Origin of the sequence: Bacillus sp. CGMCC 1.60114, from assembly GCF_042676365.1 — a bacterium.
Taxonomy (GTDB): domain Bacteria; phylum Bacillota; class Bacilli; order Bacillales; family Bacillaceae_G; genus Bacillus_A; species Bacillus_A rhizoplanae_A.
Genome location: NZ_JBHTHG010000112.1, coordinates 19,656 through 36,399, shown reverse-complemented (window position 1 = coordinate 36,399; position 16,744 = coordinate 19,656). Strand labels below are relative to the sequence as shown.

The 16,744-nt window shown below is 38.8% G+C and carries 12 protein-coding genes and 1 pseudogene; 6 read left to right on the top strand and 7 right to left on the bottom strand.

The genetic code is table 11. The features are described 5' to 3' along the window. The first annotated feature begins 113 nt into the window (after positions 1-113). The 3 genes from ACFQZ1_RS18010 to gndA all read left to right on the top strand — a co-directional run bounded on the left by ACFQZ1_RS18010 (position 114) and on the right by gndA (position 5,950). Entirely contained in the window at positions 114-860 is a 747-nt protein-coding gene (locus ACFQZ1_RS18010) for an SDR family NAD(P)-dependent oxidoreductase (RefSeq protein ID WP_377883570.1), read from the top strand. A gap of 186 nt (positions 861-1,046) precedes the next feature. Beyond that, positions 1,047-4,226: a bifunctional cytochrome P450/NADPH--P450 reductase gene (locus tag ACFQZ1_RS18005; RefSeq protein WP_377883569.1), complete on the top strand. Its 3,180-nt coding sequence runs from the start codon at positions 1,047-1,049 to the stop codon at positions 4,224-4,226. Between the two features lie 314 nt (positions 4,227-4,540). Beyond that, positions 4,541-5,950: an NADP-dependent phosphogluconate dehydrogenase gene (gene gndA, locus ACFQZ1_RS18000; protein WP_377883568.1), complete on the top strand. Its 1,410-nt coding sequence runs from the start codon at positions 4,541-4,543 to the stop codon at positions 5,948-5,950. 190 nt (positions 5,951-6,140) lie between these two features. Here gndA and ACFQZ1_RS17995 read toward each other — a convergent pair whose 3' ends face one another. Both ACFQZ1_RS17995 and zwf read right to left on the bottom strand, forming a co-directional pair. Further along, a complete protein-coding gene (locus ACFQZ1_RS17995; protein WP_377883567.1) occupies positions 6,141-6,752 on the bottom strand; it encodes a cyclase family protein in 612 nt (203 codons plus the stop codon). Between the two features lie 16 nt (positions 6,753-6,768). Continuing rightward, entirely contained in the window at positions 6,769-8,244 is a 1,476-nt protein-coding gene (gene zwf, locus ACFQZ1_RS17990) for a glucose-6-phosphate dehydrogenase (protein ID WP_377883655.1), read from the bottom strand. Between the two features lie 397 nt (positions 8,245-8,641). Between zwf and ACFQZ1_RS17985 the strand changes: the two genes are divergently transcribed. Continuing rightward, positions 8,642-8,974, top strand: a complete 333-nt coding sequence (locus tag ACFQZ1_RS17985) for a DUF1904 family protein (protein ID WP_377883654.1) — start codon at positions 8,642-8,644, stop codon at positions 8,972-8,974. Between the two features lie 363 nt (positions 8,975-9,337). Here the strand turns inward: ACFQZ1_RS17985 and abc-f are convergent, their stop codons facing one another. From abc-f to ACFQZ1_RS17965, 4 genes and pseudogenes are all read right to left on the bottom strand, one after another. Next, entirely contained in the window at positions 9,338-10,975 is a 1,638-nt protein-coding gene (gene abc-f / locus ACFQZ1_RS17980) for a ribosomal protection-like ABC-F family protein (protein ID WP_377883566.1), read from the bottom strand. 272 nt (positions 10,976-11,247) lie between these two features. Beyond that, on the bottom strand, positions 11,248-11,793 hold the full coding sequence (locus ACFQZ1_RS17975) for a flavodoxin family protein (RefSeq protein ID WP_377883565.1): 546 nt from the start codon (positions 11,791-11,793) through the stop codon (positions 11,248-11,250). Between the two features lie 14 nt (positions 11,794-11,807). After that, positions 11,808-12,167 (bottom strand): annotated as a pseudogene (locus tag ACFQZ1_RS17970) (MerR family transcriptional regulator); the annotation flags it as partial. A gap of 50 nt (positions 12,168-12,217) precedes the next feature. Beyond that, positions 12,218-13,111 carry a LysR family transcriptional regulator gene (locus ACFQZ1_RS17965; RefSeq protein ID WP_377883653.1) on the bottom strand — a complete coding sequence of 298 codons (894 nt, stop codon included), beginning with the start codon at positions 13,109-13,111 and terminating at the stop codon, positions 12,218-12,220. A 342-nt stretch (positions 13,112-13,453) separates the two neighbouring features. Here ACFQZ1_RS17965 and ACFQZ1_RS17960 point away from each other — a divergent pair, with 342 nt between their 5' ends. Next, on the top strand, positions 13,454-14,476 hold the full coding sequence (locus ACFQZ1_RS17960) for a YeiH family protein (RefSeq protein ID WP_377883564.1): 1,023 nt from the start codon (positions 13,454-13,456) through the stop codon (positions 14,474-14,476). Positions 14,477-14,741: 265 nt separating this feature from the next. On the opposite strand, the gene ACFQZ1_RS17955 is transcribed toward ACFQZ1_RS17960, so the two are convergent. Then, positions 14,742-15,188: a MerR family transcriptional regulator gene (locus tag ACFQZ1_RS17955; RefSeq protein ID WP_377883563.1), complete on the bottom strand. Its 447-nt coding sequence runs from the start codon at positions 15,186-15,188 to the stop codon at positions 14,742-14,744. Positions 15,189-15,513: 325 nt separating this feature from the next. Between ACFQZ1_RS17955 and ACFQZ1_RS17950 the strand changes: the two genes are divergently transcribed. Beyond that, positions 15,514-16,716, top strand: a complete 1,203-nt coding sequence (locus ACFQZ1_RS17950; protein ID WP_377883562.1) for an MFS transporter — start codon at positions 15,514-15,516, stop codon at positions 16,714-16,716. Positions 16,717-16,744 lie beyond the last annotated feature (28 nt).

Here is a 16,744-nt window from a genome sequence, read left to right as displayed (position 1 = left end):
ACCTCTTTTATTAAGTCTTACTTAAGTAATGGTAAGTATGTTTTAATAATATTTAATGTATAGAAGTGTTACAATTATTGCAACAAATCTTATCTCGGATAGGGGGAATAGTTATGATGACAAGAAGAGTTGCTGTAATTACAGGTGGAGGAAGTGGAATTGGTCGACAAACATGTATCAAGTTTGCAAGAAAAGGAGATCAAGTGGTAGTCGCTGATGTGAATGAAGCAGGTGGAAAAGAAACTGTAGAAATCATTACAGCTGAGGGTGGAACAGCTATTTTTGTTAAGACAGATGTTTCACGGTACGAAGAGGTAGAAAATCTAGTTAATATCGCAGTAGAAACGTATGGCCGAATTGATATTATGTTTAACAATGCTGGAATTGGCGGTGCAGGTCCAGTGCTTGATCAAAATATGGATCGCTATGAAAAAGTAATAGGGGTTAATCAACATGGTGTTGCCTATGGGATCATGGCGGCAGGTAAGAAGATGAAAGAGTTAAATATAAAAGGTGTAATTATAAATACGGCTTCTGTTTATGGCTTTTTAGCTTCTCCAGGTACATTTGCATATCACGCAACAAAAGGTGCTGTTATTATGATGACAAAATCTGCAGCCCTTGAATTAGCTGAATATGGAATTCGTGTAGTAGCAGTAGCACCAGGCGTTGTCGATACACCTATTCTTCATGGATATAAAGATAGTATGATTGAATCTATGAAAACGAAAGTTATGGGTAATGAGTTAACGAATCCAGAGGCACTTGCTGATGTCGTTTATCTTCTTTCATTAGAAGAAGCAGATGCTATTAATGGGAGTGTCGTAATGGCTGACCAGGGATATGCTTCATTTAAATAAATATAAATGTGATTTTTCTAGTTTTTAAATATAAATATACGTAGTATTTTTTGAATCTTCCGTTAATTTTTTGTTTAGAATTGAAACGTCCACGATAGAACGTATAAATTTTTCGGGCTTTCATCAATGGAGATAAAAAATTTCCATTGATGAAAGGTTCACTTTATTAAGGAAAGGATTTTTTACATGAAAGGAACTAGCAATATTCCGCAGCCTAAAACTTTCGGGCCACTTGGCAATTTACCACTGCTAAAGGGAGAGGAACCTATACAATCAATTTTAAAGCTTTCGTATGAGCATGGACCAATTTTTCGACTTGAGTTGCCAGGAAGGACGCGCACCATTGTTTCTAATCATGAATTAGCGGCAGAGGTATGTGATGAGTCTCGTTTTGAAAAGAGCGTTGGAACCGCTTTACAAAATGTTCGTGCATTTACTGGAGACGGGTTATTTACGAGTTGGACAAACGAATCAAACTGGCATAAGGCACATAACATTCTTCTTCCTAGTTTTAGTCAACAAGCTATGAAGGGATATCATTCTATGATGGTTGATCTTGGTATGCAATTGGTTCAAAAGTGGGAGCGTCTCAACCCAAATGAAAGTATTGATGTACCAGAAGACATGACACGCCTTACGCTAGATACTATCGGGTTATGTGGATTTAATTACCGTTTTAATAGCTTTTATCGTGATACTTCGCATCCTTTTATTACTAGCATGGTTCGTTCGCTTGAAGAGGCAATGAATCAATCTCAACGCTTAGGTATACAAGATAAATTAATGGTTATGAAGAAACGTCAGTTTAAGCAAGATATTCAATCTATGTTTGATTTGGTAGATAATATTATTGCAGAGCGTAAAGAAAGTGATAATCGAAATGGGGATGACTTGCTAGCTCATATGCTGAATGGGAAAGATTCGCAAACAGGTGAAATGTTGGACGATGAAAATATTCGTTTTCAAATTATTACTTTTTTAATAGCCGGACATGAGACGACTAGTGGTCTATTGTCATTTGCATTGTATTTCCTTTTGAAAAACCCTGATAAGCTTAAGAAGGCATATGAAGAAGTAGATCGAGTTTTAACAGATCCGATTCCTACATATGGGCAGGTTCAAAAACTGAAATACATTCGTATGATTCTCAATGAGACGTTACGTTTATGGCCAACAGCGCCAGCCATTTCACTTTGTGCAAAGGAAGATACACTTCTTGGTGGAAAGTACCATATAGAAAAGGGAAGAGAGGTTACAGTTCTCATACCAAAGCTTCATCGTGATACGAGTGTATGGGGAGATGATGTTGAAGATTTCCGACCTGAGAGATTTGAGAATATTGAACAAATCGCTCCGCATGCATATAAGCCATTTGGGAATGGGCAAAGAGCTTGTATTGGACAACAATTTGCACTTCAGGAAGCTACTTTAGTATTAGGTATGATTCTTCAGCATTTTGAAATTATTAACCATACAGACTATCAATTAAAAGTTAAGGAAACATTAACTTTGAAACCAGATGGATTTACTATGTGCGTCAAACCGCGAAATAAAAAAGTTACCTTCGCTGTTTCTGATTCAAACGTTACAGTGCCAACAGAACAGGAAATAAAACATAACTTTAAAACTGTTGTCGATTCGCATGATACACCGTTACTCGTACTTTACGGATCTAACCTTGGAACAGCGGAAGGGCTCGCACGAAAACTTGCTGACACTGCTCGCTTTCAAGGATTTGAGAGTGAAGTGGCACCGCTTGATGAGTATACGGAAAAGCTTCCTAGAGATGGAGTCGTGTGTATTATTACTGCTTCATACAATGGTAATCCACCTGATAACGCAAAGGAATTTGTCCATTGGATAAGCGAGTTAGAAGACGAAACCCTTGAAGGAGTAAATTATGCTGTTTTTGGATGCGGCGACCGTAATTGGGCTAGCACATATCAACGTATTCCAAGATTGATTGACGAACAATTGGTCTTAAAGGGTGCGACTCGTCTAACTATACGTGGCGAGGGTGACGTGAGTGAAGACTTTGAGTTCCAATTTGATGAATGGCAAAACCAGCTATGGGAAGATGTAGCAAAAGCTTTGAATTTAGAAGTTAATAAAAGTGAAAAACGTTCGGAAAATAAACTTCAATTACAATTTGTTAGCGAATTGACAAGTACTCCTCTGGCAAAAACGTATCATGCACTTTCGGCGTATGTTATAGAAAATCGTGAGCTTCAAACAGAGGAGAGCGCACACAGTACGCGCCATATTGAAATTACTTTACCTGAAGGTATTCAATACCAAGAGGGTGATCATCTAGGAGTCTTACCACAGAATAGAAAAGATCTTGTAGAACGTGTTTTACAACGATATGGATTAAATGGGAAAGATGTTCTTCTTCTGAGCGGAAATGATTACAGCATTGCACATCTTCCTTTAGAGCAGAGTGTATGTGTGTATGAACTGCTTGCAAATTATGTTGAATTACAAGAGCCAGTGACACGGACGCAACTTCGTGAATTAGCGGCATATACCGTTTGTCCACCTCATAAACAAGAGTTAGAAGCTCTTTTAGAGGAAGAGGCATACAAAACAACTATTCTGCAAAAACGTACGACAATGCTTGATTTACTTGAGAAATATCCTGCTTGTGAATTGCCATTTGAAAGGTTTTTAGAACTTCTTCCACCGCTAAAAGTCCGATACTATTCAATTTCTAGTTCACCGCAAATTGTTTCGAATCGTGCGAGTATCACAGTCGGTGTCGTAAGAGGAGCATCATGGAGCGGGCGTGGTGAATACTTGGGAGTTGCTTCAAACTATTTGGCCGAGCGACAAGTAGGGGATACTATCGCATGTTTTATCCGTAATCCACAATCAGGGTTTCACTTGCCGGAAAATACTGAGAAGCCAATTATTATGGTTGGACCTGGAACAGGAGTTGCCCCATTCTTAGGATTTTTGCAAGCACGTCGTGTTCAAAAGCAAAAGGGGCATAAATTGGGAGAAGCACATTTGTATTTTGGCTGTCGTCATCCTGAACAGGATTATCTGTACCGTGAAGAGTTAGAACGTGCTGGGGAGGATGGATTAGTCATGCTTCACACAGCATTCTCTCGTTTAGAGGGGCAACCTAAAACATACGTACAACATCTTATGAAGCAGGATGCAGACAAATTAATTCGTTTGCTTGATGAGGGTGGTCAACTCTATGTATGTGGAGATGGAAGTCGAATGGCTCCAGATGTAGAGAGAACTTTATGTGAAAGCTATCAAACTTATCATGGTGTTGATGAGCAGAAAGCAAAGGACTGGCTGGATCATTTGCAACATGAAGGAAGATATGCAAAGGATGTTTGGGCAGGGATATAGTTTTTAATTTTTAATTTGATGGTGATGTGGCGGTATCTCATTAATTGAAGTAAGGTAAATATCATAAAAAACCTGGTTATTCATTGAGGTATTCCTAACATTGGATAGCTAGGTTTTTTATTTATTTCTTTAGCTTGGTAGTGATACTCCAAAAAGAAAAAATCGGTGCCATGCCCCTGTGATTTGGTTTTGCACACATCTCTGCTGAACTCCATGTTAAAATTAACAAGATGGATTACTTGATTATAGTTTTACTTTAGGTTTATATACTATAGTATAGACAAAGTAACATACCTAGAAAGGAACGATGAAATATGCCAAAGCAACAAATTGGAGTTGTTGGTGTGGGTGTTATGGGAAAAAGCCTTGCACTGAACTTTGAGAGTAAAGGGTATTCTGTTGCCCTATATGATATTTCAAAGGAAAAAGTAAATGAAATCATTGAGGAAAACAGTGGTAAAAACTTAGTTGGTACTCATATGGTTGAAGAGTTTGTTAACTCACTTGAATCACCTAGAAAGATTTTATTAATGGTTAATGCAGGGGAAATTACAGATAAGGCGATTGATTCTCTGCTTCCTCACCTTGATAAAGGCGATATTTTAATTGACGGCGGTAATACATACTTTGTCGATACAATTCGCCGAAATAAACGTCTTGCTGAAAAAGGAATCAATTTCATTGGTGCAGGTGTGTCAGGTGGAGAAGAGGGTGCATTGAAGGGGCCTTCTATTATGCCAGGCGGACAGAAGGATGCATATGAAAAAGTGAAAGATATGCTTGAAAATATTTCTGCGAAAGTGAATGGCGAATCTTGCTGTTCTTATATCGGACCAGATGGAGCAGGTCACTATGTAAAAATGGTTCACAATGGTATTGAGTATGGAGATATGCAATTAATTTGTGAAGCATATTTCTTCTTGAAACAAACACTTGATTTGACTGCAGAAGAGTTTCATGAAATCTTTGCTGAATGGAATAAGGGCGAGCTGAATAGCTACCTAATCGAGATTACAGCAGACATCTTCACGAAGAAAGATGAAGAAACAGGAAAGCCATTAGTGGATGTTATTCTTGATACTGCGGGACAAAAGGGTACAGGCAAATGGACAAGCCAAAGTGCGCTTGATTTAGGTATCTCTCTTCCTATTATCACGGAATCTGTATTTGCGCGTTGTATTTCTGCTTTAAAAGAAGAGCGTGTGAACGCAAGCAAAGTTTTATCTGGACCTAAAGACAAACCAGCACTTGGAATTGAAAAAGCAGAATTAATTGAAGCAGTGCGCCAAGCTTTATATATGAGTAAAATTTGTTCTTATGCACAAGGATTCACGCAATTGAAGGCAGCTTCTGAGGAATATGATTGGAACCTTGATTTTGGCAGCATTTCTATGCTTTGGAGAGGCGGATGTATTATTCGTGCAGCCTTTTTACAAAACATTAAAGAGGCTTATGAGAAGAACACTGACTTACCAAACCTTTTACTTGATCCATACTTTAAAGAAATTGTGGAGTCATACCAAGGCGGATTACGTCAAATTATCTCATTAGCTGTACAACAAGGTATTCCGGTACCTGCATTTTCAGCGGCGATTTCTTATTATGATAGCTATCGTACTGCAACATTGCCTGCAAACTTATTACAAGCGCAGCGCGATTATTTTGGAGCACATACGTACAAACGAGTGGATAAAGAAGGTACATTCCATACAAAATGGATATAAAGTGAAACTTTAATCAGTGGGGGGGCTGTTCCCCCACTGATTATTAGTTGAACCAATCGGGCTTTTACGGGCAGTTTATCTCCCGCCTAACTTCTTTGCTTTCACCGAATTTTGAGGTGGGAGTATTACTGCCCGTTAATGCGGGATAAGATAAAAAAATGGACCAAGATTGATATCTTGGTCCGTTTTTTTATTGAAATAATAAAACACGCGCTGGTGCTGCATCTGTACCCATTAATTTTAATGGAGCTGCGACCATAAAGTATGTTCCCGCTTCTACTTCTTTAAATGTTAATCCTTCGATTACAATAATATCGTGTGCAAATAGTGTTTTATGAGTTGGGTGACCTTCTTGTGCACGTTCAACACCTAATGCATCAATGCCCACACCGCGAATACCTTTTTCAGAAAGCAGTTTCGCACCGCTTTCAGCTAAATAAATAAAGTCAAAGTTAAATCCTTCATCGAAGGAGTTCTTTGTTTTAAATAAGACAAAGTCTCCTTTTTGAATATCGAAATCCTTTAGGTCTTCAGCAGTAATGCCGCCTTCAACATGCGTCAGGTCAAAAACCTTTGCTTCGCCTACTAATTTCTCAATATCAAGTGTTTCAAACGTGTCTCCGTCATTTATCATGTGCAAAGGCGCATCGATATGGGTTCCTGTATGAGCATCCATTTTTAATGTGGATTCTGTTACATGACCGTTTGTAACTTTGGAAAGTTGAGGCTGTTTTTCCGGTTTATTTTTATATACCGGCATTCCTTCGTAAATAGGTACTGTAATGTCATATACTTTTTTCATAAGAATTCCCCTTTGATTAGATTGAGTAGTCACCATCATCTGAAATAGGCCACCATTGGAAGCTGTTTTCCGCAAGTAAATCATCAGAAGCTTGCGGTCCCATTGATCCTGATTCGTAAGTAAGTAAATCTGTTGATACATCCTGTTGCCATGCTTTAGAAATAACATCAACAAATTTCCATGATAATGCTACTTCATCCCAGTGAGTGAAGTTTGTTGCATCGCCTTGAATTGCATCGTATAGGAGCTTCTCGTAAGCCTCTGGTGTATTTACTCCGTCCACGCAGTCATTGCAGTAATCAAGTTTAAATGGTGTCGTCTTGTCAGAAGTACCGATTTTCTTACCGTTTAAAACAAGAGAAATTCCCTCATCCGGCTGAATATGAATAATAAGCAGGTTCGGATGAACGCTGTTTTCTGATTTAGAATATAAATTCATTGGCAATTCTTTAAACTGAATAACGATTTTTGTTGATTTTTCTTGCATGCGTTTACCTGTACGAATGTAGATCGGCACACCAGCCCAGCGGAAATTGTCTATTAATAATTTACCCGCCACAAATGTTTCCGTTCTTGAGTTTGGATCCACTTTATTTTCGCTTCTGTACCCAGGAACTTCTTTTCCGTTGATTGTTCCTGGACCATACTGGCTTCGCACAAAATATTCATCCACTTCTTCTACTGTCATTGGTCGAAGTGCACGTAATGCTTTAATTTTTTCGCTTCGGATTTCTTCTGTTGTTAAACGAATTGGCGGTTCCATTGCCAGTAAAGCAACCATTTGTAACATATGGTTTTGTACCATGTCCCTTAAGGCACCGGAATGGTCATAGTAACCTCCGCGATCCTCTACACCTAAAGATTCACTGGATGTAATTTGAATATTAGAGATGTATCTATTATTCCACAATGATTCAAATATTGCATTGGCAAAACGAATGACACCAATGTTTTGAACCATTTCTTTTCCTAGATAATGGTCAATACGATAAATTTCATCTTCCACAAATGCGTGACGAAGTTCCTCATTTAATTTTTGTGCGGATGGGAAGTCATGTCCAAAAGGCTTTTCAATAATCAATCGATTCCAGCCATTTGAGTTTGTCACACCTTCGGATTTCAAGTAAGAAGCGATTGTTCCGAAAAATTCAGGAGCCATCGCCATATAAAACATTCTGTTTCCTGGAATATTGAATTGTTCTTCTAGGTTAGTAAGTAATGCATTTAAATCTTGGTACGAAGCAGTATTCGTAACATCAAACGCTAAGTATCGGAAATGAGTTAAAAATTCATCTAAATCATTTCCTGGTTCAATTTTTGAATCTTGAATAGAGGCAAGTACATTTTTACGAAATACATCATCGCTCCATTCGCGTCTTGCCACACCAACAACAGCAAAATTTTTAGAGAGCTGTCCTTTTTTATATAGGCTATATATAGAAGGGAATAATTTTCTCTTTGCTAAATCGCCTGTTGCTCCAAATATAACCATTGTGCAATATGTATTGTCATTCTTGTTCACTGGGTACCCTCACCTTTATTAGTGTATACTGATTAGTATCTCACAAAATTTTAACATAATTTAAAAGAAGTCTCCTACTTTTAAGTATGTGTAAGAAAGTAATAAATCTTTAAATTATTTTAAGGCGAAGATTGTAGAAAATCAAAAGAAAAGCACGAAATCATCATTTCAATGTAATTTAATTTTTTTGAAGTTAGAAGAGGAGAGTAAATCCGGCGCAATCAGGAACAAATGGAACCCTGCGATTGTAAGAGTTAAGACGGAAAATGGGGTCAATTGGGAGTGCCGATAGATTCTGGTGCAGCGAAATAAAATGTGCTATGATGTGGAGAAATATAGAATAAAGCCATCTAACGGAGGGATTCACTTGCCGCATATTGTATTTCGTGGAATTACTACTGAACAATTAAAGGGTATAAGTAAACCATTAGTAGAAGAGCTCGCAGAGATTTGCGAGTGTGGTACGGATAATTTTACATTAGAATTACCAAATTCTACATTTGTATATAATGGAGAAGAAACAGAGGCTTTTCCTCTTATTGAGGTGAAATGGTTCGAACGTGGACAAGAAGTTCGAGATCGATTTGCCAAGGCACTTACTACATATATAATGGGCTTTGAGCTTTCTGAAGTAGAGGTTGTTTTTACGGTTTTCACAGAATCAGCGTATTATATTAACGGAAAGCACTGTGCAAATTAAAGTGAATTAGATTTTGGTGTAAATCTTTAAAATATAAATATAAATAGGTAAGCACTCTGTATTTGAGCGTAAAGTTAATTCATTTCATGTCTAGCATGTATGGTTAACGAAAATACAAGAGTGTTTTAAATCATTCGAAAGAAGCATAGTTAAGAATGAAAAAAGTTGTCGCTGTCTGAGAGGGCAGCTTTTTTCGTTTTGAGCTATTTTTATCCCGCTATTCGTGAGCAGTAAGACTCCCACCTCAAGATGCAAAGAAAAGCGAAGAGGTTAGGTGGGAGGATAACTGCTGGCATGTGCCCGATTTAACGGGCTTTCCATCAGTGGAAGATGAAAAAACGCTCCACTGATGGAAGTGTCACTTTATAGTAAGCGCATCTTACATTCCTGAATTTGACGCAGCAATTGCTCGTATTCATTTTCCAAAAGAGTCACATCATCATGACGTCCCGGCATCGAAATTCGTCCAATCACCTCTGTTAATTTTGTTTGCAAGCGCAGCAGTTCCTGCTCTGTTGGATTGATAGAGGCTTGTTCTGTCCGTTTCATATACTGTTCATAATTCCCTGGAAAGAGTCGTGGTGATTCTTCATCTAGGTGTAAAATGTGATCAGCGATTTTATGAACAAAGGTACGATCGTGACTAATGAATAAAACAGTACCCGGATAATCTTGCAGCATTTGCTCTAGTTCTTCTTGAGTGGCGAGGTCCAGATAGTTTGTCGGTTCGTCAAGAAGGAGCATATTGTAGTCTCCTAAGAAAACCTTAGCCAGCGCGACCTTCACGCGTTCGCCGCCACTTAACACATTCACTTGTTTATGAACATCTTCTCTTCGAAATAGCAGGCGGGCAAGAATCGTTCGTACAAATGATTCTTCATAACGTGTTTCTTCCATAACATTTTGTAAAATGGTTTTGTCATTTTGTAGAATTGCTAACGTTTGTTCAAAGTAACCAATTTTGCAGCTTTTCGAAAGCTGAATTCCTCGTTCATTTGCTTGAATCATATAAAATAGTGTTGTTTTTCCGCTCCCATTTTTTCCGAGAATAGCAAGCTTTGCCCCCGGAACCATACTTCCATTTATATTGTGAAAGAGGCTGCGGCTTCCGATCTTTTTCGTAACCTTATTAAACTGCACAACCGTTTTACTATGAATCGGTGCGTGGTATTGTGCATCAAACCTTGCATGCACAATTTCCGTTGGTTTTTCTTTCTTTTCTAATTGCTCTAATCTCGTTTCTAATTCTTTAGCGGCTTTTTGGACATTTCCTTGGCTGTAAGCTGCTCCTGATTTGTACAGTTTAGATTCAGAAGAACTATAGCGAGTTGGGATTTTTGTCATACCGGAAGCCCGTTGTTGTCTACTGGCGATTGCATTTTCTAATCGCTGTTTTTCTTTCGTGTACTGCTCATATTCTGATTGCTGGTGCTGTCTTTGTTGTTCTTTTTGCTCGCGATAGCTTGTGTAATTCCCTTTATATTCACGGACAGAACCATCTTCAATTTCGATGATCTTTGTACAAATGGCGTCTAACAAGGCGCGGTCATGAGAAATTAAAAGGATTGCCCCTTGATAAGACAGTAGTGCTTTTTCCAGTTGTTCTGTGCCATACATATCGAGATGACTTGTTGGTTCATCGGCAAATAAAATAGATGCTTCTTTTTCAAGGGCGTGAGCAATTTTTAAACGTCCGCGTTCACCACCGCTCATATTCGTTGTGACGTGAGAGATTCCCCACTGTCCTTTAGAAAGAGAAGAAGCGGTTTCTAAGAATTCTTCATGGAACTGCGGAATGATAGCGATAGAACCGTAGTGGTTGACTGTTCCGTAATCAGGTTCTACTTCTTTACTTAATATTTGTAATAGCGTTGATTTTCCCGCACCGTTTACACCAACGATTCCAATACGGTCATGCGCATGAATATCAAGTGCTTGTAACGCAAATAAAGTACGGTCACCAAAGCTTTTTTCAATGTTTCGTGCTGTTAAAATAGTCATAAAAAAACCTCCCTAGTTTCACTAGAGAGGATATACGTCACCCATAGTATGTAAAAAGGTGTGCACAAAGAAACTGTACACGTATTTTTTACATGTTCATGTCAAAAGAAAGTTATCGACAAAAGGGCATACTAATCCTCTTCTAGTTTTCATCATTTCGTTTCACTATTTGTGATGGATGAATAAAAAAGAGAATTAGAACTTCATTGGCCGATGTACCTTCCTTTCATAATTTACATTTATTGTATGCTTACGGAGTTGTATTTGTCAAATCATTCTGTTAATTTTTGCTTAAAATTATAATTATATACTTTTATTTTTTCCATTGTTTCTTTATCATTTACGATTTCGCCTGGTGCGTTGGCAGCCCCAATCATATAACCTTCAAAAGAAGCTCCTACAAAGTCAAAAATATATTGAAACTGTGCAATAAGCGGGAGCGCCTTTAATTTTGGATTGTCGCCGCCGACAATGACAACATACACTTTCTTACCTTGCATACGTTCTTTAAAATGCAGAGATGCATCCCGCAAGCTTTGCGACCAGCGATCCACAAAATTTTTCATATGCCCGCTCATACCGTACCAGTAAAGTGGTGTTGCAAATACAATTGTATCATGCTCAAGCATACGATGAATGATACCCTCGTAATCATCATCGATAGGTTGAAAGCCTTCTGTATCATGACGCTGATCTGTAATTGGTTGGATTGTATGATTGCGTAAATATACTTCTTCAGCATGTACGCCTTCTAGCATCATATGCGTTAATTGTTCTGTATTCCCATTTGAACGTGAACTTCCGTGTAAAACGAACATATTGTATCAATTCCTTTCTTTCCTTGTTTTAATAGTGTAACGTGTTTTTGTAAGTTCGTTTGAATATGAGAAAGTAATGAAATTTGCTTTGTTACTTCATCAAGCCTTTCTTCGTAAAGCTTGATGATACTGCTGCACGGATTATCATATAAGTGTGGTTCTATTTCTAAACAGCGTAGCATTCTGGAAGTTTCCTCTAAGTTTAAACCGAGTTGTAAATACATTTGAATGAGCTCTACTTTTTCAATCGTCGTTTCTTCAAAATCACGATAACCATTTGTGAGCCGTTTTGAAATAAGCAAGCCTTTTTCCTCATAATGCCGTAGTGAACGTTCACTTACGCCTGTATGTTTAGATAATTCTCCGATGCGCAAAACCATCACTCCTTCTATCCTTATTCTAAACCTTCACATTAGTGTAAAGGTCAACTATGTTTATTCGCAAAGTTTTGCACATGATCTAAAAATACTTGAATCGCTTTGGAAGGAATAAAATATTTTCCGCGTACGATCGAGAAAGGGCGCATTAGTTTTTCATTTTGGACAGGTATATGACATACTTCACCTGCTTGTAGTTCTTTACGCACTGTCCAGTCTGATAAAATGGCAATTCCGAGCCCGGCAGCAACGGCCTCTTTCACACTTTGAATGCTGCTAAATGTGAAGTAACGCTTCATTTTTAAATGATGGTCGTGAATAAAGCGGTCGCTGTAAGCCCTGGTTCCTGAACCGGTTTCACGAAGCACCCATATTTGATCTTGCAGCATGTTCGTCTGAAGCGGACTTGCCATTGTAAGAGGGTGATTTGGCGGAACAATAAGCTTCATTTCATCCTCCATAAATGATTCTGCGTCTACATCTGTGTATATGACTTGCCCTTCTACTAAGCCAATATCAAGTTGATTTGAACGAACCCTTTGTAACACTTCTTCTGTGTTTGAAATAAATGTATGAACTTCAACGTGTGGATGTTCCTTTGCGTAGTTTGCTAATATTTTAGGAAGAAGATATTCTCCGATTGTAAAACTAGCGCCAATGCGCAGTGTCCCCGTAACGATATTATGCAGTTCATTAATTTCTTGTTTTGCGTCTTCATATAGCGTAAGCATTTGTTTTGCATGTATGTATAAAATGTTCCCAGCTTCTGTGACTTGCACATGTTTTGGTGAGCGTTGAATGAGCGTTGTACCAAATTCATTTTCTAAATTGCGAATGTGCATGCTTACCCCAGGCTGTGAAAGATTCAACATTTCGGCAGCTCTGGAAAAATGCTTTTGCTCTACGACTGTTACAAAAATTTTTAAAATGTCGGTGTTTATTATAATCATTCCTTTCGGTGACTAAAGGAGTGGGCTCCGTTTTTCGTTGTCTAGCTTCGTCTCCCATTCTGATTGAGCCGCTTCTGCTTTTCTTTGTCTAGCTCCGCCTCCTAGGCCTTCGCGTCTAAGAACCTTCCACACGAGAAGGTAAAAAGCACCTTCTGTGCGAAAGAACCTTAGCCACCAGGCCTAAACAGTCGGCTCCGCTTTTCTTTTCATTTTATCATAAGTTTTCTTGATGATTGAGATAGTATATTGGTATTAAACTTATGATTAAAATTCTCTTATAATGAAAGTAGAACGAACATGCATGTTCCAATATGATTATTGGAGTGGTACGAAATGGAACAAATGATAGCGTTACAAAAGGAGAAGCGTTTTGGATTTGCGCAAGGTGTTGGGATTACGTTACTGATTGCTATTGTTGCGAAATATTTGGCGCAGCTTCCATTTTTAAGTATTATGGGCCAATTAGTAATTGCTATTCTAATTGGAATGGTATGGAGAGCGACAGTTGGTGTACCAGCTCAAACGATTGCAGGAACGAATTTTGCGAGTAAAAAACTACTGCGTCTAGGAATTATATTACTTGGTATGCGATTAAATTTAGTTGATATTGTGAAGGCGGGCCCGAAGGTATTGGTCATGGCGGCAATCGTCATTACATTTACACTTATTGTTGTATATGCATTAACACGTGTTTGTAAAGTGGAAAAGAAGCTTGGCATGTTAACAGCATGCGGAACAGCGATTTGCGGAGCGGCAGCAGTTATTGCGATTGGACCGCAAGTAAAAGCGAAGGACGAAGAAGTAGCAGTTAGTGCAGCGATCGTTGCGATTTTAGGAACTATTTTCACATTAGCATACACGCTGTTGTATCCTGTGCTTCAATTGTCCCCGTATGAATATGGTGTTTTTTCTGGTGCAACATTGCATGAAATTGCTCATGTAATTGCAGCTGCAGCACCTGGTGGAAGCGAGTCGGTTGATATTGCGGTAATTATGAAGTTAACGCGCGTTGCCTTTCTTGTACCTGTAGCGATATTAATTGGCATATGGTTTCAACGAGGAGAAGGAGCGGGGGAAAAGAAATCTTGGCGTGATGTTCCGATTCCATGGTTTATTTTTGGCTTCTTAGCAGTTAGTGCGTTTCATTCATTAGGAATTGTACCTGAAACAATCGCAAGCGATATTGTGGTTGTTGCCTACATGCTCATGGCAATGGCAATGGCTGGTCTTGGATTAAATGTAGAATTTAAGACATTTCGTAAACTAGGAACAAAAGCATTTGTTGCAGGATTGATTGGGTCGGTATTGCTTTCTGTTCTTGGGTATACGCTTGTATATGTATTGCATTTTGTATAGAAGACCGGTGATTATGACATGATCAAATGGAATTTGGAATAGATGATAAAAACTGCTGAACGTTATGGTTCAGCAGTTTTTTTATAAATCCGTATTCTTAGAATATGTATCTAGCAATCGTTATGCTAATGATAAAGAAAAGTAATGAAATAAATAGGCTTGATAGGGCTTTTTTACATCGCCATCAAGTTAAGAAATAAAATGCAATAACGAATAGAAGCTCTGTAATTTTCAAGATGAAACTATCCAAATAAGTCCGTTTTTCTCACTCGTTTTGCCCAGATTCTTCTTCTTCAAATCGAACCAGCGCTGCTTTCGCACGGTCCCTGAGTGAGACTAAATCTTCTTCGACCTTTAAGATGTTTTTCTTTTTTTGTTCGATGAAGTTCAGCTGCTCTTCGATAGTATGTACTACTTTTCTTAACTTTTCTGTTTGTTCACTTGTGCCTTTTACTTGCCTGTAATCCGCTTTGTGAAGCTCTAACGTGTCGCTGAGCGCGATGAATTGCTGAAGCTCCTGAAGGGAAAAACCCATTACTTCTTTGGCATTTGTGATTTTTTTCAGGAAGTCAATATGTTCCTGGGAATATAATCTTATGCCCCCTTCACTTCGCGGGGGAGCAGGCAACAATCCGATTTGTTCATAATATCTGATGGTTCGTTTCGTTAAACCGCTTTGCTTCGCTACGTCATCTATTTTTATTCCGTCCATCATTTCGCTCCTATATTTCTTTATTTTTACTATTACACTAGCGGGATGGAGCTTTTTAGCTCAAGACTATTATACTACAACCAAAGCTTTTCAGAGAAAACAAGCGGTTTACGCTAACGATGAAGAGGGAGTTATTAATGAAATCATTTTTTGGTTCACTTTAATTAACGTTGACGTTAAGGTTAAAAAGTTTTATACTAATATTTGTAACGAAATTGCAATCATAGCTTTTTTCAATGTAAAGGGGATAGATAAGGGATATCAATCAGGGAACTGTAATAGGTTGAACTCGCCCCAAAACCATATATAAAGGAGTTTGAGATGGATGAATTCAAATCAAACATATTCACTTAGTGCCCAAAACCAATCGGCCAAACAGCCGCTTGTCGTTTGGGTTATCTTTTTTGCCGCAATCATTTCTTTCATGGGCTTAGGACTTGTCGATCCTATTTTACCTGCGATTGCAGAAAAACTTCATGCAACCCCAAGCCAGGTTTCCTTACTATTTTCAAGTTATAACTTGATCACTGGGATTGCGATGCTGATCACCGGCGTTGTCTCCAGTAGAATTGGCATTAAATGGACTTTATTGACCGGCGTTCTATTCATCATCGTCTTTTCGGCACTGGCGGGTTCTTCAAACGGAATATGGCAAATTGTCGCTTTCCGCGGTGGATGGGGACTTGGCAACTCATTATTTATTGCCACAGCGTTGTCTGCGATAGTAGGTTTATCTGTAGGCGGAACCACTAAAGCAATCATTTTGTATGAAGCAGCCATCGGGCTTGGTATTTCCGTAGGCCCGCTGCTTGGCGGAGAACTAGGCTCTATCTCTTGGCGCGGCCCGTTCTACGGGGTAAGCGTGTTAATGATCATCGCTTTTTTGGCTCTTTTATTAAAAATGCCTCAGGTTGCAAAGCCGAAAGTGAAAAGCTCTATCCTTGATCCAATCAAAGCATTGAAATTCCCTGGATTATTAAGACTTGGGGTTACAGCATTCCTTTATAACATCGGATTTTTCACGTTAATGGCATACGCTCCATTCGTTATGGGATTGGATGAGCATGGATTGGGATATGTGTTCCTTGGATGGGGAATTTGTCTCGCTATCACATCCGTCTTTGTTGCTCCGAAGCTTCAAGCCAGATTTGGAACGATTAAATCAATGTGCGCGATGTTAACCTTGTTTGCATTAACTCTTTTGGCAATGGGAATTTGGACAGAATCAAGAACAGTTATTATTGTTTCCGTTATCATCGCAGGCCTATTCTTGGGAACGAATAATACTTTGATTACTACAGCGGTTATGCAGGTTGCGCCAGTAGAGCGCGCTACGGCCTCCGCAGCATACAGCTTCGTCCGTTTCATTGGCGGAGCGATCGGACCTTGGCTGGCAAATAAGCTTGCTGAAACGTATACTCCACATGTTCCTTTCGTAATTGGCGCTGTATTTGTATTCTTGGCCATGCTGGTCGTTGCTTTTGGACGGAAACACATTGCACATGTAGATCAAGTTAGCGGTCACTAAAAAAGCACGTGCTCCTAAGCCGTGCAGC